Origin of the sequence: Nostoc sp., from assembly GCF_036917535.1 — a bacterium.
GTDB lineage: Bacteria > Cyanobacteriota > Cyanobacteriia > Cyanobacteriales > Nostocaceae > Nostoc.
Genome location: NZ_JBALDA010000094.1, coordinates 1 through 16,973 on the forward strand (window position 1 = coordinate 1; position 16,973 = coordinate 16,973).

Below are 16,973 nucleotides of genomic sequence, written 5' to 3' on the forward strand. Positions count from 1 at the left end.
CTCACTCAATCGTAGCGATCGCTGCCGTGAATGCTCTGTTGTGCAAATCCATACATAGCAAACTTTTTGCCTTTTTATAACCGTCGAACTTACGTCGAATTAATCTACCGATGCGATGCCTACGGCGGGCTACGCCTACGCGTACTTGATTAAGTTTAAACAAAACTTGTTTGGCTCCTGCTTGTTCACTGACGTTTGCGGCAGTGATCACAACAATTATTATTCTTGCCCAAGATATCAATCAGTATGTGTCGCTTACGTCCTTTGATTTTCTTTCCTGAGTCATAGCCAACTTCCTTGGATACCATTGTTGCTGTTTCAACTGATTGACTGTCCATAATTACTTCAGATGGTGATGGTTCTCGGTTTTGACTAACACGTACCCACTCTCCGCAAGCGTTCATGAATTTGTTGTCATGTGCCGTCTTTACGCCACTGCCGGAAATAATGGTAAACGGTTTTCCAGCTTGGAAAGTCGTGAGGAAGCATCCGCCATGCACAACCTGCACACAAAATGTAAAAAATTGCATTCACTACTGCTTCCATGTCAACACTACGTTTTCTACCGCCTTTTTTCCCCGCTGGAATTAGTCCTGATAGCAGTTCCCACTGCTCCGAAGTCAAGTTACTTGGGTACGATGGAGTCATAGCTCTCGTAACGCTGTCATACTTAAGTATTTTTTTAATGACAGGATACCGTTACGTGGGCTTTCTTACTTTTCAGACATCCTCTTAACAATATTAATCAGTGTGACTTTTTGTGCTGTTTTGATAGCAGTGCTATTTTTACAGCAAATATAAATTTTTGTAAATGATACAATTGGTAGAAAAATTTCTGCTAGAAGATGAAAAATAAAAAGTAAACAAAGGTAATTTGGGGTCTAGGACAAATAGCCAATTAGGTAATTCAAATGCATTATTCTCCTCAAATAAAAATACTCGATTTAGATAATGTTGAATCAATTACTAAGCAGGAAATTACACTAGCAGAGGCGGAAAAAATTGTAGGTGGAGGTAAATCTTCAAACGTTTCGATTTCAATTTCAAGTTATACCTCGGAAGTAGACCCAACCGACCCAGACCCAATTGATATACCCCCTCCTGTAATACCGCGGTTTCTCGAGCCAATGACTCATACCCCCTCTGGAGGCGTTTCTACTGACCCTAGTTGATCATCCGATTGATGGTTATAGTTATGTCCTATAGTCCAGTTTTGTCCACTGAATTAAGGACTAGAGGTGTAGCGATCGCGCTACCCTCTCTTATAACTAATCACCTGATCTAATCGTGGTAAGGCACTCACTGCTGACTCTCGTACATATGGATCGACAGATTCATCATTAGTCAATGCCTTCAGCACTTCCACTCCCCTAATATCACCCATCGAACCGAGTGCATTGACGATCGCTACAGCCACCGCCACATTATCCGTTGTTTTTAGAGCTTCAGTTAAAATTTCAAAGGCAGGGGAACCAATCTCACCCAGAGCCATCACAGATGCAAGATAAACAACACCATTTGGGTCATTGAGCGCTGTTTTTAATCCCTGTAAGCCCTCAGTTGGGAAGGCTACGTCTGGATGGTTAGCGGCGACTTGTGCCAGGGCTTTAGCACAACTGCCCCGAATGGTCGCATTATCGCTGTTCAGTAATGACTCTACCAGTGGCGGTACAGCATCTATACCAATGGCACCCAGTGCCTTTACCGCAGCTCGACGGTAGGTTATATCTTCTTGATCCAAAATACTCATTAACCGAGGAACAGTATTTTCATCACGCACATCAGCCAGTTCCCACATAGCTCGCTCGCGCAGATTGGGGTTGGGATGTTTCAATTGTTCAAATAGAGAATCTATTGTCATAAGAGAAAATTTCGCTGTTTAAATTTCTTGAGTTCAAGATAGAGATAAATGATAAATATTAGTCACAACTGAGGGACTCTAAGTCGATTACTCAACCTAATTTAGGCAAAGCAACTGACCGAGAGTCCCTAGTTTTAGAGTGTGACTATCGCTCGTCTAGGTCTAGTCAATCCATGTCACTATGACAGGGAGTTGATTACGTAGTCGAGGAGATTGCGGAACTCAACCAACGCTTGAGGAGACAAATCACGAGGAGCGCAAGCGCGATCGCGGGTGTAAGTCATTGCGGTAACGTAGGGAGCAGTAGGCAGATTCAAAGAGCGATACACTTCACGAGCACCTGCAATACCCCACTCATCCAAAGGTCCAGTACCACCCACAACTAAGCTGTAGTTGATTAGGCGCAGGTAGTGCTTGATGTCGCGGAGGCACTTATCTTTTTTAACTTGGGTGTCGCCAGCTTCACCGTCTTGGTTCAAGTAAGGATACTTCTTGAAGGCTGCATCATAACCTTCTTTAGCTACATTATCGATCCCAGAAGCCAGCTTTTCAGCAGCTTCTAGACGAGCGTTAGCACGTTGAATGCTACCTTGGACGGATTCAAGGTCAGAGGTGGATGGGAAACGACCTGCTGCATCAGCAGATGTAATAACCGTGGTGATAACTGATTTCATTACTTTTTATACTCCAGATGGGATTTGATCGGGTTTGAATTTCAGTTCGTTTGGCTAATAGCCGTTAGCCATGAGCTATTAGCTCAGAGCAGAAATAATGCGATCAAAGTAGCTAGCAGCTTCAGAAGCTAGAGCAGAGCAGTCGCCTTGAACTACTTCTTGCTTGCGGAACCTTTTACCAGCATTAGCTTCAGTGTTGGTGTTGGTGATGTGAGCGACGCTAATAGCCTTCAGGAGCTGTACAGCACGTACAGAAGAACCAGTGGGGACGCCCAAAGCTGTGTAGGTTTCTTTTAGCCCATTCAGAGCACGATCATCCAAAACAGAAGGATCACCAGCCAATAGCGCATAGGTCACGTAACGCAGCATGATTTCGGCATCACGTAGGCAAGCAGCATGGCGACGAGTTGGGTACAAGTTACCACCAGCTTGAATTAAACCTTGGTTTTCACAGGCAATTCCAGCAATGGCATCAGAAACGGCACAGCTAGAGTTGCTAGCGATCGCGTTTACAGCGTCAAGGCGCTTGTTGCCATCAGAAATGAAAGTCTTGAGGGCTGCTAAATCAGCACCACCGATAGGAGCAGTTTTGGCGTCTGCTGTAATTACAGCTTTAGAAAAAGCGTCAAGAACCATGAGTTCTCCTTAATATTCACAAATGGCGGATATTATTTTTGGCGTGTTCTCGATCAGATTAACTGCGAGTAGCCAAAGAAAAACATAGGGGATCAATAGTACCCTAGTCTTTACTATGAGAGACAAAGTAATAATCTGTAATATTTACCTTGGGCATGGGGCATTGGGAATTGGGCATTGGGGAGCCAGTGCGTTGGGCGGGCAATGCCCGACTTGAAGCAACTGGCGTCATTAGTCCCTCTCTCAAGCTTGGGAGAGGGATTTATGGTGAGTCTATTCTTTAGCCCCCATGCCCAATTTCCAATGCCCAAAAAATTAAGACTTACGCGTTTGACTGGAACTCTACCCCTGCGTAAGTCTTAAGGAAAAAATCTTATTTTTTACTTGCTCGAGCTTATCAAGCTTGTTTTAGCAGATGTTTAACCAAATTATCTTTCACCATCATCTGCCGTAAAATTTCTAACAAAAATTCTTGAGCCTCTTCTTGGCTCAAATTTTTTACCTGGTCTTTCAAATTTTGTAAGCGAAACTGTTGTTCTAAAGTTAATTCCACGGGAAAGTCCATCATTCACTCCTGTGATTGATTGAATCGAAGGGTATTTGTTGTTGTAGAAGACGATCGCTTTCTACTAGTTTAGCACTCACATATTAAAATGTCTACTTTGTCAAGCGATAATAAATCACACTCATAAAAGTTTACAATCAAATGACAATATGTTTCTCTCCCTTTCTAGGGTGTTTATTGAAGCTGACCACTAATCGCTGTAATGTTTAGAATGTTTATATCCCAACTACTCTAAAAACAAAGAACAAGGTAAACATCATCCGCAGGAGTAATAAGTAGGAGTCAGAAGATTGATAGACGCAATGGAATTTTTTCGGCTAAGTGCTGGTAAGTGGCGATCGCAACGTGCAACTCATCATCTGGCGTTTAAACGCTCAGAAACAGGAGAATCGGATATACAGGTAGAAACTCTAGATGCCGATCATCCAGAAATCATTGAACTGTGCCGATATCATGAGATTGACCCCAGCCTTTCAGTCGGTGGCTCGCGTGTACGTTGGCTAGGGACAATGGCTTGGGATCGAGAGGATGAGGAGAATCATCAGGGGAAAACCATATTTGCGATCGTGCCTGATGGTGATAACCCAAGGCAAGGTAAATTACTCCGTGAAAGAGGTTACGCCGAAATAATGCCTGTAGTTGGTCTTTTTCACATGGATGATGAAGACGGACTGGTGTTGACAACCGAATATGAAACAATGAGTTCCATTGAGCGATTTTGGTTCGCCAGCCCAAATATGCGAATGCGAACTAGTACAGTCAAACGGTTTGGCGGCTTTAGCACCGCATCGTTTTGTACTGAAAGCCGCATTGAAACTTCTGGTGATGCTTCTAGCTCAGAAGAAGTAACAGAAAGACAAGGAGCGGATGTTTTAGAAAAAAAACAGTTTTACTCAGTTTTGGGCTGGTGAATGATTCTCAAGCAGAGTGATGCTTTTACTCGTGGGCAAGATTATCTGCGTCTGGTACAGGGACTTGCCCTAGAACCGGGTATGGTGAATGTGTTTGAGAACCTGCGCGATCGCATCCCCATTTGCACTTGGATCGGCGACAATATTAACGCCGTAAACGCTCAGATCAACGCCTATCTAGAAGTTTGTCATCAGTGCTTTCATCCCCAAGAGCGTCGTTACATCCAAATTTTTGCAGTTCCCATAGCTCAATCCTTCGGCATAGATGGGCTGTGCAACATTCTCACAAACCCAATCACTATTCTGGTAGATGTTGGTCGAGTTGTACCTAGAGACTGGTTTGGTATAGTCGTCCATGAATACGCCCATGCCCATCTAGGAGACTTTGGTCACAATGAGCAGTTTGCTAGCATTCTATCTCATCTCTGCTTAGGGCTAGGATTGGAACCACCCTACTGGGAGGCAGGAATGGAAGCAACTTTGCGTAGCTGGCCTCACTGTCAATCAACCATAGATCCCCTGGAATTTTGGATAGGTCGCTGAAGGGGGCAGGGGACAAGGAAATTAACAATTCAAAATTCAAAATTCAAAATTCAAAATTCAAAATTCAAGACATTTTGAGTTGGGGATTTAAACCCGACTCAAAATATGCTACGTGTATAGTTGGGGTCTTAAACCCTTGAATGTACGATAACCATGCCCCATGCCCCATTAATTTCTTTTGCTAAATGTTAAAAATTATTACTTCGGTTTAAAAAGGTGAAACTGAATCTCCTAATCTAAAATATGTGAATAAAATTTTTTAGTCATTTACGTAGTCATTAACCTCGAAGCCTAACTCCCTATTTATTGATTTTAGCTATAGGTTTAATCCAGCAGGCTAATCATTTATCCTACGAATACTTAAAATTACCCTTAGTTAAGTTTCGTGAAATTTTATTCAGAAAGTCAGGTTCTGATACGACTACTCCCTTAATATATGATTAAAAGTTATTAACTTTAATTAAGAACATGGAGGCTTTAGAGTGGCAATTCCTCTGTTAGAGTATGAACCTTCAAGTCAAAATCAGCGTGTAGCTGCATACGAAGTACCGGGTGATGAACAACCCAGGATTTTTACTACAGACAATATACTGTCTCCATCAGATTTAGGCGATCTGATCGAAGCAGCATATCGTCAAATTTTCTTTTGTGCTTTTGCTGCCGATCGCGAAACATTTTTAGAGTCTCAACTCCGTAATGGACAAATTACAGTACGGGACTTTATTCGTGGTTTGGTGCTTTCCAATACCTTTAAGAAAAGCTTTTACGACCTCAACAATAATTATCGCTTTGTTGAGCAAGTAATCCAGCGTGTTTTGGGACGTGACCCATACAACGAGCGGGAAAAAATCGCCTGGTCAATTGTAGTCGCTACCAAGGGTATTGTAGGCTTTATTGATGAAGTGCTCAACACTGAAGAGTACCTGAGCAATTTTGGATACTCCACAGTGCCTTATCACCGTCGTCGGATACTGCCATCTCAATCTCAAGGTGAGTTGCCATTCAATATTAAATCTCCGCGATACGAAGATTACCACCGTGCGAAACTGGGTTTCCCCCAAATTATTTGGCAGGTCGAAGTACGCAGATTCCTGCCACAAGAGCAAAAGCCCAAGGCTGGCGATCCATCTCTATTCCTGGGTATGGCACAAAATATCAATGCAACTGGCAATGCTCCACAACGGGTCTCGCCATATAACATCGATATTGAAAAGTCCGTACCTTATCGGCAACTGTCAGGAATTAAATAACAACGATTTTTGGTCGATGGCTGGCTAGTACATCCATTTGATCGCTTTATAGCGTGCATAAGTCTTGGGTTATGTAGGAGTTTTATTTAGATATAACTAAGTGAAACAGACTCTATCCCATGTCTAATGCACGCTAGTTGTTAATGGGAATTGGGGAGCCAGTGCGTTGGGGAGACAGCGCCGTGGTGAGGCAGTCCGGTCTTGGGGGTTTCCCCCAGGAGGAACTGCCGAAAGGGTTTCCCGACTTGAGGCAACTGTCGTCAGCTTTGCCGACTTAAAGCAACTGGCGTCATTGGGCATGGTTTTTTTCTGGATGCTTAATATCTGTGAAATGGTTCTACTTTGTTCGTCTTTTTAGCATCTCCAAAAGTTTTTTAAAATGGGCGGGAGGAGTAGCTGTCACCTCAATTAACTCCTCAGATAAGGGATGCTGCAATTTTAGTCGCCAAGCGTGTAGTGCTTGACCAGGCAAATTTACCCCGACGGAATGGCCAGAACTATAAACTGGGTCGCCGACAATGGGATGACCTATTTTGCTGCTGTGGACACGAATTTGATGGGTGCGTCCAGTTTCTAATTGAAAGTGAATTAAGGTGAAGTTACCAAGACGTTCTAGTACTTTCCAGTGAGTGACGGCGACTCGTCCGCCTTGTTCAACAGGCATAACAGCCATTTTTTTGCGGTCTTGGGGATGGCGACCAATGGGCAAGTCAATAGTGCCACTTTCAGTTTTTAGCGCACCGTAAACTATGCCCAAGTATTCTCGCCGTGCAGTTTTTGCTTTGAGTTGTGCTTGTAGATGATGATGGGCAATATCTGTTTTAGCGATCGCGATCGCCCCTGTTGTATCCTTATCCAATCGATGGACGATTCCCGGACGTTGGACTCCGCCAATTCCTGGTAAATTGGGACAGTGAGCCAATAGGGCATTTACCAAAGTGCCATCAGGATGACCAGGCGCAGGATGGACAACTAAACCTGCGGGTTTGTTGAGAATAAGTAACTGGTCATCTTCGTAAAGGATATCTAAGGAAATGTCTTCTGCTTGCAGTTCTAAAGGTTGAACTTCTGGTATTTCGAGAGTTATGCGATCGCCTAGCTTGACATTGATCTTCTTAGATGTACAAACTTGATCGTTAAGTTGGACGTTACCCTGTTCGATTAACTGTTGGATGCGGGAACGGGATAAGTCTGGTAATTCTTGGGAAAGGTAACGGTCAAGGCGATCGCCTTTAGTGTTGACGCAGTATATTGTACTCTTAAGGGGAAGCAAGCTAGGTGTAGCATCCTCAAGTGGAGTTGACAAGTGTTCGCCCTTGGCGTTGGCGGAGCCATCACTATTTTTTTGGATTTGTAAATTAAATTCGGTCACAATTGCTCTAGATTATTAATTCCCCTTCTTTAAGTAAAGCGCGGAATCCTTTGAGTTGAGGTTATGAATTGGCGATCGCGTGTCGCTGGAGCAAAATCTTAGGGATGCGATCGCACCACATCAAACCCTTGACTTTTCATTTCTCCTCCTTCGCGTCCTTTGCGCGGCAGTTGCTTCAAGTCGGGGAACCCGCCCAACGCACTGCCTTGTCTTTGCGGTTCGTTATTCTAAATTTATAACTTCTTGCGGCAACTCAAATAAACCACCTTCCCCAGCTTCAAAATCAATCACCTGATACACAGCATCAATATTTAACTCACCATATACATGAGGAAATAATTCATTTATTTCAGCAGGTTCATAGCGAATTTCAGCTTGAACTTTATCAGAATCAATAAAAAGTAGTACCAATTCTTTTTGATTATCAAAAAATTTATTTGCAACTTTCAGTATTTGCGTTGATTTTGAACAATGCATAAAACCTTCGCTGTCTAACGAATCAGCACAATATGTACCGATATTTTTTGCTTGTTCCCATTGTTGGCGTTTGGTAATGTGGAGAATGGTGTTCATAGAAAATCTAGGAATTGCTGCGGATTGTAATATTTTTAAGAAATCTTCTAAATGTGTAAAGTCTCTAATTACTTTGGTAGCACCTAAATTTGTTAATTTATTATCTCCTATTCCAATAAAAGCAATATTCAAATGATAGGCTGCTTTTACATCCCAAACACCATCACCTACAAAAACAACTTTATAAAACTTTTCAACTTGATAAACGTTCTCCGCTTTGATAATAGCTATCTTAATAATATCTTCCCGCGAAAGTGCATCATTCGCTGAAGTTAACGGAATGTTTTCTATTTGTAAATTAGCTTTTTGAAGTTTTAATTTAGCAGACTCACCCCAACCACCAGTTGCGAACGCAACACACCAATCAGAATCTAGCTGTAATTTAACTAATACATTTGCAGCACCAGGAATTTCGCTGAATAAATCTTGGTTATTAATAAATGCTTCCTGGAGCAGGCTAACAAAACGTGCTTTGAGTCTAACTACCTCTTCATTTGAAGGAAGACGTTCTAATTTTTCTTTAAAAATTTCCTGAGTAATTCCAGAATCTGTGGTGTATGCGTATTCAGACCAATTTGTATTTATACCAAAAATACCAAATTCCAATGCCAAGGCTCGTACAAAACAATTTTCATCAATTTTGTCGGTATTTGTTAGTGTACCATCAATATCAAAAATGACTAGTTGCATATAAGTGATCGCTCTACAATATTATTATTTAAAATCTCACAGACAGACGCTCTAAATTCAGAGTTTTTTTGTGCCTTTGCGTAAGATTATTATTCTATAAATTTGGCGGAATACAAACATCTGGGGCACATAAATTAGGAAATTGAAGCGTTATTACTTTATAATTATTTAAATCTATGCGGCGGATGGCATGATTATTGGTATCAGCAATATATAGATATGAATTCATAGCACTCAATCCTGAAGGTTCAAAAAATCGAGTATTCTTACCCTGACCATCTTGTAAACCAGCAGAACCATCTCCTAAAACTGTTTGACAATTGCCACTGGGACTTACTAATTTAATTTTATGATTATAAGTATCTGCCACCCACAAAAAATTCTGAGCAAATTCCACTCCTAAACAGTGTTGTAAACGGACATTTTCACCTTGTCCATCTACATCGCCAAAACCAAATAAACCGCCACTACCGCAAACAGTTCTTACTTGGTACGGTTCGACAATTCCAACACCACGAATTGAACTAACTTCACTGTCAGCAATATATAATTCTTGCCCATTATTAGTAATACCGCTAGGTTGAGCAAAGGCAGATTCAGTAAGTGAACCATCGATACACGCTTCTGCACCAGTACCAGCATAAGTTTTGATGATGCCAGTTCCTAAATTCATTTGCCAGATTTGATGCGGCCCAGCCATTGCAATAAATAGAGTATTTCCTACTTTTACTAAATCCCAAGGGGAATTGAGTGCGGTTTGTAAACCAGCACCGCCATGAGGATTGATATTACGGCTTTGTTCGCCAGTTCCCGCAATAGTTTTGACTATTTGGTGCTTTAAATCAACTCGCCGCAGTGCATGATTTTCTGTATCAGCAACATAAAGAATCTGATTTTCAGCATCATAAGCCATTCCTTGCGGTGCAAAAAATTGTGCTTCATTAAAAGCACCATCGGTTAAGCCAGATTTTCCAGTACCAATTAAATGTAGAATTTCTCCGTCGAAACTACTCATAACTAGGCGGTGATGTCCAGAATCAGCAATGAATAAACCCATTGCAGTAGCTAGAACTTTACCAGGAAAAGCTAAAGGTGTGATTAATGGTTGGCGCTGTTTTTCTAAAGTCAAGCTAATTTCTTGGAAATTAATTGTACCTTTGTCTTGATGTTGTTGAATTAACTTTTGAATCAACTCGTCTAAAGTGTCACGATTTCCTTCACCAGAAATCTGGCCAATCACATAACCTTCTGGATCAATAATTATTAACGTAGGCCAAGCACGCACAGCATACTCTTCCCAAATCCGAAAACCGTTGTCAACTACAACAAGATGTTCAATGTCGTAACGCAGAATAGCTTGGCGGATATTTTCTGTTTCTTTTTCGTTGTCAAATTTGGCAGAATGTACGCCAATAACGGTAAGACTATCTTTATATTTTTGTTCTAAATATTTCAGGTTTGGCAAAATATGCAGACAATTAATACAGCAGTATGTCCAAAAATCCAAAATTACGACTCTACCTTTGAACTGTTTAAGAGACAAAGGTTTATCAGTATTAAGCCAATAGTAGTTTTGTGGTAATTCTGGCGCTCTGACACGGGGAATCATAAAGTATACTTTGCTCTTAGAGGATGTTTATACCAAATTTCTGAAATAGACCGATGAAAAATAATGATATATTACCGTGTGTTGCTACTAAAGACTTAGACAAAATTAAACCGCAGTTTAATTCCAGGAGAATTAGATATTTAATCGGTAAATATGAAGTCAGAAACACGAAATGTCTTGTTACAAGCTTACGTACAATTACAAGAAATCATTGATAAGTTGTACGAAGCTCATGACAGAGCAATAGCAAACAATGATTTTGATGATGCTAGCTTGCTGGCTAGTAGAGCAGATAGACTTTATGAAGAAGCAGAAAATTTGGATATTGTGATTTCAGAACAGGAGGAAAGATGAAAACAATTGAAGAATTAAAGATTCGGATTCAGGAACTCAGTAAACAAGCTGTTGAACTCAGGCAAAAAGCATCTGAAGTGTATTTAACTAACCAAGAGCAAGCCAAACAGTTTAGGCAACAGGCAAGAGAAGCTAGCAAGCGCTGCCAAGTATTGATACAAGAGTTAAAACGCCAACAAGTTTAAAGTTAAAAACTGGCTAGTCTTGAAAACTGCCAGTTTCTAACTTTCAGGAACTGCATAAATTAGAAATGTTTTTAGCGTTGCACCCATCCCTTAATCTCTTAAAAACTTGGTTGCCACCGCCACCTCTGATCTGAGCTTCTACCAGAACTGCTAAATCCAGATATTTCACAATCAGAAAGTACCAATGACGTACCATTAGCTATGCCAGGATCTCCAAATACAGCAATACATTTGTTGGATAATCCATTTCTAAGAAATCCTGCACCAATATATTCCCACCTCTGATCTGTGGTTTCAGAAGAACTGCTAAATCCAGATAGTTCACAATCAGAAAGTATCAATCGCGCACCAGTAACTGTGCCAGGCTGTCCCTCTACATCAATGCATTTGTTGGATAATTTATTTCTGATAAATCCCCCACGAATAAATTCCCATTTCTGATCTGTCATCCTACCAGAAGCGCTAGATCCAGATAGTTCGCAATTAGCAAGTATTAATTGCGTACCATTAGCTGTTCCAGGATCTCCAGATACATCAATACACCTGTTTGATAGTTCGTTTATTATAAACATTCCCCCTACTTGTGCAATAGCATTTTGATTTTCTAGAATGCAAGTTGCTCCCCATAACAATGACCCGACCAAGCCAACTGCGATCGCTGTACGCTTTTTTAAATTAGGTTTCACAAGTTTTTTCTCGTTAATCTCGTGTTTCTGCGGTATTACAAAGCCCTGATCAGGTTCAGAGTGTACTCTATACTTGCTATTTAATAAATAAAGTTTTAGAAAATTTGCACTTTGAAAGAACTTAACAAACTAACTACTACGGACTTATTATCCTGGGTTCAATTAGCTAAAATTCAGGCTGAACGAGGACAAGTTATTGATCGCATTCCGCAATTGGCTAAAGCTAATCCTAGTTGGTTTGCAGTTCACATCTGCTGTGCATCGGGGAAAAATATCAGCTTTGGGGATACAGCTTGTGTCTTCCCGCTAATGAGCGTCATTAAGACATTCTCTCTACTTTATCTGCTAGAACATCTAGGAGCAGAAACGGTTTTCGGCTCGGTTGGGGTTGAACCATCAGATGCACCCTTCAATTCTTTAGAACAATTAATTAGTGATCGCGGCCATCCCCGCAACCCGATGATTAATAGTGGAGCAATTACCCTGTCTGATAAGTTACCAGGAAAGGACGCGAACGAACGCACTTTTTTATTTTGTCAATGGCTCAACCAATTAGTAGGTTGTCAACTAAGCTTAGATGAGGTGATGCTGGCTTCAGTGCGATTAACCCGCTCAAAAGCCAATGAAGCGATCGCTAATCATCTCACCCAAAGCGGTCATTTAGAAAATATTGATACAGCACTTGACACTTATGAACAAATATGCTGTCTTTCTGGACGAGTTGAAGATTTAGCCCTGTTAGGAAAACTGCTAGCTTGTGAAAATAGCTGTTTATCATCACAAAACCGTCGGATTGTCAATGCTGTGATGTTAACTTGTGGACTATACGAAACTTCTGCCGAGTTTGCAGTCAGAATTGGTTTACCAATGAAATCAGGGATTGGTGGTGGACTTGTAGCAATAGTACCAGGTGAGGGAGCGATCGCTTGTTATAGTCCAGCTTTGGATCAGGTAGGAAATCCGGTAGCAGGGCTTGTCTTTGTTGAGGCTTTAGCACAAGAGTTGCAGTTGAGTATTTTTGGCTAAATCCTACTTTTGAATGGGGAGAGAAATGATAAATTCCGTACCACTACCCACCTCAGATTTACAAATTAGTTGTCCTCCATGTTTTTCGACAACAATCTGATGACTAATCGAAAGTCCCATCCCAGTGCCAACGCCTGTTGGTTTGGTGGTAAAGAACATCTCAAAAATTTTCTCTTGAGTATCAGGGGCAATACCAGAACCGTTATCAGCAATACGGACAATTACCCAGTTTTTATCTTGAAGTTCGGTAGCGATCGTAATTCGTGGTTTGTCTTGAGTATTGTGCTGTTCTTCCAAAGCATCAAGCGCATTGTTGATAATGTTCATGAATACTTGGTAAAGCGAGCTAGAAAAACCTTCAATGTTGGGAATATCACCGTAGCAGCGCTCAATTGTAATCCCTTTTTTGATCCGGTTATTGAGGATAAGTAGCGTACTCTCAATACATTCATGCAAATTGACTGCATGAGCTTCTGCTTCATCTAAACGAGAGAAGTTTTTCAAACTCAAGACAATTTGTCGGACGCGATCAGCGCCGAACCTCATTGACTGCAAAACTTTAGGTAAATCTTCTTCCACAAATTCTACATCAATTTCGGTGGCGTGGTTTTGTACCGCTAGAGGTGGACTAGATATTTCTTGGCGATAAGTTTGTAATAATGCTAATAAATCATCTACATGCTGAATAGCAGGATCTAAATTGCCGTAGATAAAATTTACCGGATTATTAATTTCGTGGGCAATGCCAGCTACCATTCGTCCTAAACTAGACATTTTCTCACTTTGAAGCAATTGCGCTTCTTGCATTTGCTGCTGACGAAAGGCAGCTGCTTGCTGTTCTTCCAGTAAGCATTTAACCCTGTGCAAAACTTGGTTAAATGCAGTAGCAAGTATGCCAATTTCATCTGTAGTTATGACGGGTGCTTGCAGATCAAAGTTAGATTCTTTGGTGACTCGCTGCGCTACATTCGTCAGCACTTCAACGGGATGGGTAATGGTTCGACTCGTCAAAAAAGCTAAAAGAGTAGCAATTACTGCTGACAACAGAATACTAGCAACAATAATTTGAATGCGTATTTGTGCTACTGTCTTGAACGTCGTTGTTGCAGCTTGTAATTCCTCATAAGAGGTATCAATGACAGTAACCAATTCATCGGAGATACTGTCAAACTTAAGTGCTAACTCACTATTGGTAAACTTCAACAGTCGTCGTTGAGCGATCGCAATTTTATTCTCAGTTGGAGGAGATAAATCAAGTTGCTGAAATAGTTCTTCAAGTTGCTGGATATAAGTTTGTGTTACACCTTCATAAGTTTTTAGCAGCCGGGGAATATTCTCAGTGTTCTTTTGGTTGGCATAATCTACAGTTTTTATATACGTTTCAAGTTCCAACCAAACCTGCTTAATTTCAGGTGCATGTGTATTAGTAATGTGGGTATATTCCTCTGTGTACAGCTTTAGATTTCCCACTAAGGGAATGAGTTGCTGCTGGTGCGTCCGGGTTTGCAGGATACTTGTCTGGAGGCGATAGAGCAAATTGAGTTCCTCAAAGGCATTTTGTTGCTGCTGTAACGCCTGTTGCTGATAGCGATCTCCTAAAACTAACCCAATTGTGGTTCCGACAATTCCCACACCGAGAGCAAGACTGTAGCCAAATTTAATTTTGTTGCCAATACTCAGACCGTTGGTAATTTTTGAGAACCACCCTTTTTGGCTCGATTGAACGACGGCGATATCACTGGAAACTGATGGAAAATCTGAATCTGGAGTCTGGAAAGCCATATTAATCCTAAGTAAAATAAGAGTCAATGCTTACTTAGAATTCCCAGTTATTCAGTAAAAGCAAAAATTTTGAAACTTTCTAACGCATATTGCTGAGTCCAATGACGCAGAAGAAAAGTGAAATAAATCACTTTTCTGCTGCCTCTACCAGCCTTCAAGGTATAACTAAATCCTGTTTTTTATGGCTGTTGCACTTGTTTTTCGGGTAATTCAGCAGAAGGAGGTGTTGGCGTTACCTCTGCCTGTGGTTCTAGTGTTGGCGTAATGATTTTGGGTGCTGGAGATTCAATAATCTCTGGCAGCGTTGGTGGCAAACTAGGAGATGGGGCAATAGTTACTTGGGGAGTAGGTGTCTTAGTCGTTCGACGGTTAAAAAATCCACCAAATCTAAATTTTTTTGGCTGAGGCGTTACTTTTTCGGGTAACGGCGTTGATTCAGGAGTTGGCGTTACCGTTGGCTGTGGTTCTGGTGTCGGAGACTCAATAATCTCTGGCAGCGTTGGTGGCAAACTAGGAGATGGTGCAACTGGTGCTTCTGGGGTGGGAACTTTACCAGCCCCACGGTTAAAAAATCCACCAAATCTAGGTTTTGTTGGCTGAGGGGTTACTTTTTCAGGTAACGGTGTTGATTCGGGAGTTGGTATTACCTGCGGCTGTGGTTCTAATGCTGGGGACTCAATAATTTCTGGTGGTGTTGGAGACAAGTTGGGAGTTGGTGTAGCCGTTGGAACTTCTAATTTTGGTTGTTCTGGCTGTATTTTGGATTTTTCTGGAATTTCAGTTTCAGGAATCGGCTGTTTTTCTACCTTGGGCGGTGTTGGGGGTGTTTTTTCAACAGAAGGTGTGGGTATAGGTTTAGGTGCAAGTTTATAATTCGGGTCTACGATAGGGCGTACCTCAGCTGCTGTGAGTTCTCCTCTGACAATTCTTGATAGAGTGTCTTTACCCTTTGGCTGGTAGTCAATCAATCTAACTGTAGTATTAAAGGCATTTTTGACAGTATTTCCCTGATTATCGAGAAATTCTAGCTTTACCCAGTTTTTTCCTGGATGAAAGCCCTTAAGGTAAACTGCTTGCCAGCGATCAAAAATAAAGCTTTCACCATTAATAGTGGAGCGGATGCGCCAATCACTGAACTCGTCGTTGGTGTTTTCCTTAGCAATGAGGTGCAGAGGAGCATTAGTTAGGTAAAAGTCCAGTAAAATTGGTTCTGCCCCGTAGCTACTTTGAGGACGGCTTAGGGTTAGCAGAGGTAATTTAGGATCTGGGGTGTTGTCGTCGGTTTTGGTAAAGACGTGAAATGTTGTTTGGGCATAAGCACCTTCATTCTTAAAGCTTTCATGCCAAGGACGAGAAGCAAAAACACGCAGAGTATGACTACCTGGAGATAAGTCTGGTAAAACCAAGGGCTGATTCAGATCGTAAACAGGTATATAAGGTTGATTATCCAGAATTACGTGTAGATGTGGGCCCAGTTGTAATTGTGGGTCTTTAAATATAGGTAGATCCTTAACCTGAAAACTGGCTGTAACTTTGTTATCTTGAAGAACTTCATCAACTTTTGGAGTAATAATTGTCACCTGTGGTTGATAAACTTCCAAAATTGAACGCAGTTCTTGGATAACAGATGGTGGGGAAACTTCCGAAAATTGCTTTGAAATTTGAGAAATCTGTGGGGAGTTTTCTTTTTTATAGCCAGTAGATACTTCCTGGCTGTCGGCTTTCTCGCCGCAACTGGTCAAGCTTAATACCAGCACCAATGTTATTACCCACCTGAGAATCGGGAACCTCTCAGGGAAGAGCTTCTCTAACACCCTTTTCTGCCACGAGTTCATGCGTTGCACCCAGTGATAGTCTTCAACAATTGACAGATTATTTTGGCTCAAACTGTCCATCTGTTTACAGTGTTTTACTTGCAAAAATTGAAATATGACATAAATGTTCATAAGTAATACTAGTAAAAGTTACGACATCGGCTACATACAGCAAAACTATAAATTTTACGAATTGTTATTCTTTGTAAATTAAATAGATAATCTATTGACTTTTTGACAACGAGTTTGCAGTTAAAAGCCAGAACAGGCAGGAATTCCAGCAATATTTGAGCAAGTTTGAATTATTGTTAAAATATCTCTAACAATGTACAAGTGAAGACTTTATAATTCAACGAGAAACAACTATCCACATCGGGTCTTCATCGCGGCTTCAGTAAAAAAAATTCTGGAGTATGCGGTAATTGTACATTTTGTGGTATTA

The 16,973-nt window shown here is 41.2% G+C and carries 22 protein-coding genes and 1 pseudogene; 7 read left to right on the forward strand and 16 right to left on the reverse strand.

Going from position 1 to position 16,973, the window contains the following annotated elements:
- Position 1: 1 nt before the first annotated feature.
- Genes V7K56_RS31245 through V7K56_RS31255 form a run of 3 tightly spaced genes read right to left on the reverse strand, consistent with a single transcriptional unit; the run spans position 2 to position 648 of the window.
- On the reverse strand, positions 2 to 211 hold the full coding sequence (locus tag V7K56_RS31245) for a hypothetical protein (protein WP_334917066.1): 210 nt from the start codon (positions 209 to 211) through the stop codon (positions 2 to 4).
- A complete protein-coding gene (locus V7K56_RS31250) occupies positions 186 to 404 on the reverse strand; it encodes a hypothetical protein (RefSeq protein WP_334917068.1) in 219 nt (72 codons plus the stop codon). The genes V7K56_RS31245 and V7K56_RS31250 overlap by 26 nt, the downstream gene beginning before the upstream one ends.
- Before the next feature lie 10 nt (positions 405 to 414).
- Positions 415 to 648, reverse strand: coding sequence for a transposase (locus tag V7K56_RS31255; protein WP_334917070.1), 234 nt, complete (start codon positions 646 to 648; stop codon positions 415 to 417).
- A 263-nt stretch (positions 649 to 911) separates the two neighbouring features.
- On the opposite strand from V7K56_RS31255, the gene V7K56_RS31260 reads away from it, so the two are divergent.
- Positions 912 to 1,172, forward strand: coding sequence for a hypothetical protein (locus tag V7K56_RS31260; RefSeq protein WP_334917072.1), 261 nt, complete (start codon positions 912 to 914; stop codon positions 1,170 to 1,172).
- Between the two features lie 80 nt (positions 1,173 to 1,252).
- On the opposite strand, the gene V7K56_RS31265 is transcribed toward V7K56_RS31260, so the two are convergent.
- The 5 genes from V7K56_RS31265 to V7K56_RS31285 form a co-directional block, all read right to left on the reverse strand.
- Positions 1,253 to 1,861: a HEAT repeat domain-containing protein gene (locus V7K56_RS31265; RefSeq protein ID WP_334917074.1), complete on the reverse strand. Its 609-nt coding sequence runs from the start codon at positions 1,859 to 1,861 to the stop codon at positions 1,253 to 1,255.
- A 179-nt stretch (positions 1,862 to 2,040) separates the two neighbouring features.
- Positions 2,041 to 2,535: a bleomycin hydrolase gene (locus V7K56_RS31270; RefSeq protein ID WP_334917076.1), complete on the reverse strand. Its 495-nt coding sequence runs from the start codon at positions 2,533 to 2,535 to the stop codon at positions 2,041 to 2,043.
- Positions 2,536 to 2,613: 78 nt separating this feature from the next.
- Positions 2,614 to 3,171, reverse strand: coding sequence for a bleomycin hydrolase (locus tag V7K56_RS31275; RefSeq protein ID WP_334917078.1), 558 nt, complete (start codon positions 3,169 to 3,171; stop codon positions 2,614 to 2,616).
- A gap of 103 nt (positions 3,172 to 3,274) precedes the next feature.
- The gene (locus tag V7K56_RS31280; protein WP_334917080.1) at positions 3,275 to 3,403 is read right to left on the reverse strand and encodes a hypothetical protein; all 129 of its coding nucleotides are present in this window, start codon (positions 3,401 to 3,403) and stop codon (positions 3,275 to 3,277) included.
- 165 nt (positions 3,404 to 3,568) lie between these two features.
- Positions 3,569 to 3,739: an NblA/ycf18 family protein gene (locus V7K56_RS31285; protein WP_442940304.1), complete on the reverse strand. Its 171-nt coding sequence runs from the start codon at positions 3,737 to 3,739 to the stop codon at positions 3,569 to 3,571.
- A 299-nt stretch (positions 3,740 to 4,038) separates the two neighbouring features.
- Here V7K56_RS31285 and V7K56_RS31290 point away from each other — a divergent pair, with 299 nt between their 5' ends.
- From V7K56_RS31290 to V7K56_RS31300, 3 genes are all read left to right on the forward strand, one after another.
- Entirely contained in the window at positions 4,039 to 4,647 is a 609-nt protein-coding gene (locus V7K56_RS31290; protein ID WP_442940305.1) for a phycobiliprotein lyase, read from the forward strand.
- On the forward strand, positions 4,648 to 5,190 hold the full coding sequence (locus V7K56_RS31295; protein WP_334917082.1) for a hypothetical protein: 543 nt from the start codon (positions 4,648 to 4,650) through the stop codon (positions 5,188 to 5,190).
- Between the two features lie 482 nt (positions 5,191 to 5,672).
- Entirely contained in the window at positions 5,673 to 6,440 is a 768-nt protein-coding gene (locus V7K56_RS31300) for a phycobilisome rod-core linker polypeptide (RefSeq protein ID WP_334917084.1), read from the forward strand.
- A gap of 123 nt (positions 6,441 to 6,563) precedes the next feature.
- Here V7K56_RS31300 and V7K56_RS31305 read toward each other — a convergent pair whose 3' ends face one another.
- The 5 genes and pseudogenes from V7K56_RS31305 to V7K56_RS31325 form a co-directional block, all read right to left on the reverse strand.
- Complete coding sequence (locus V7K56_RS31305; protein WP_334917086.1) at positions 6,564 to 6,740, reverse strand: hypothetical protein; 177 nt, start codon at positions 6,738 to 6,740, stop codon at positions 6,564 to 6,566.
- A 37-nt stretch (positions 6,741 to 6,777) separates the two neighbouring features.
- Positions 6,778 to 7,692, reverse strand: coding sequence for an RluA family pseudouridine synthase (locus V7K56_RS31310; protein WP_334917169.1), 915 nt, complete (start codon positions 7,690 to 7,692; stop codon positions 6,778 to 6,780).
- Between the two features lie 342 nt (positions 7,693 to 8,034).
- Positions 8,035 to 8,385, reverse strand: a complete 351-nt coding sequence (locus V7K56_RS31315) for a DUF952 domain-containing protein (RefSeq protein WP_334917171.1) — start codon at positions 8,383 to 8,385, stop codon at positions 8,035 to 8,037.
- Positions 8,386 to 8,505: 120 nt separating this feature from the next.
- Positions 8,506 to 9,075: pseudogene (locus tag V7K56_RS31320) on the reverse strand (HAD family hydrolase); the annotation flags it as partial.
- A 94-nt stretch (positions 9,076 to 9,169) separates the two neighbouring features.
- Positions 9,170 to 10,684 carry a thioredoxin-like domain-containing protein gene (locus V7K56_RS31325; protein WP_334917088.1) on the reverse strand — a complete coding sequence of 505 codons (1,515 nt, stop codon included), beginning with the start codon at positions 10,682 to 10,684 and terminating at the stop codon, positions 9,170 to 9,172.
- Positions 10,685 to 10,837: 153 nt separating this feature from the next.
- On the opposite strand from V7K56_RS31325, the gene V7K56_RS31330 reads away from it, so the two are divergent.
- Complete coding sequence (locus tag V7K56_RS31330) at positions 10,838 to 11,038, forward strand: hypothetical protein (protein ID WP_334917090.1); 201 nt, start codon at positions 10,838 to 10,840, stop codon at positions 11,036 to 11,038.
- Entirely contained in the window at positions 11,035 to 11,223 is a 189-nt protein-coding gene (locus tag V7K56_RS31335) for a hypothetical protein (protein ID WP_334917092.1), read from the forward strand. Before V7K56_RS31330 ends, V7K56_RS31335 begins: the two co-directional genes overlap by 4 nt.
- 98 nt (positions 11,224 to 11,321) lie before the next feature.
- Here the strand turns inward: V7K56_RS31335 and V7K56_RS31340 are convergent, their stop codons facing one another.
- A complete protein-coding gene (locus V7K56_RS31340) occupies positions 11,322 to 11,909 on the reverse strand; it encodes an RICIN domain-containing protein (protein WP_334917095.1) in 588 nt (195 codons plus the stop codon).
- 111 nt (positions 11,910 to 12,020) lie between these two features.
- Here V7K56_RS31340 and glsA point away from each other — a divergent pair, with 111 nt between their 5' ends.
- Positions 12,021 to 12,935: a glutaminase A gene (glsA, locus tag V7K56_RS31345; RefSeq protein ID WP_334917097.1), complete on the forward strand. Its 915-nt coding sequence runs from the start codon at positions 12,021 to 12,023 to the stop codon at positions 12,933 to 12,935.
- Between the two features lie 3 nt (positions 12,936 to 12,938).
- Here the strand turns inward: glsA and V7K56_RS31350 are convergent, their stop codons facing one another.
- Complete coding sequence (locus tag V7K56_RS31350; RefSeq protein WP_334917099.1) at positions 12,939 to 14,717, reverse strand: HAMP domain-containing sensor histidine kinase; 1,779 nt, start codon at positions 14,715 to 14,717, stop codon at positions 12,939 to 12,941.
- A gap of 179 nt (positions 14,718 to 14,896) precedes the next feature.
- Positions 14,897 to 16,552: a hypothetical protein gene (locus V7K56_RS31355; protein WP_334917173.1), complete on the reverse strand. Its 1,656-nt coding sequence runs from the start codon at positions 16,550 to 16,552 to the stop codon at positions 14,897 to 14,899.
- Between the last annotated feature and the right edge of the window lie 421 nt (positions 16,553 to 16,973).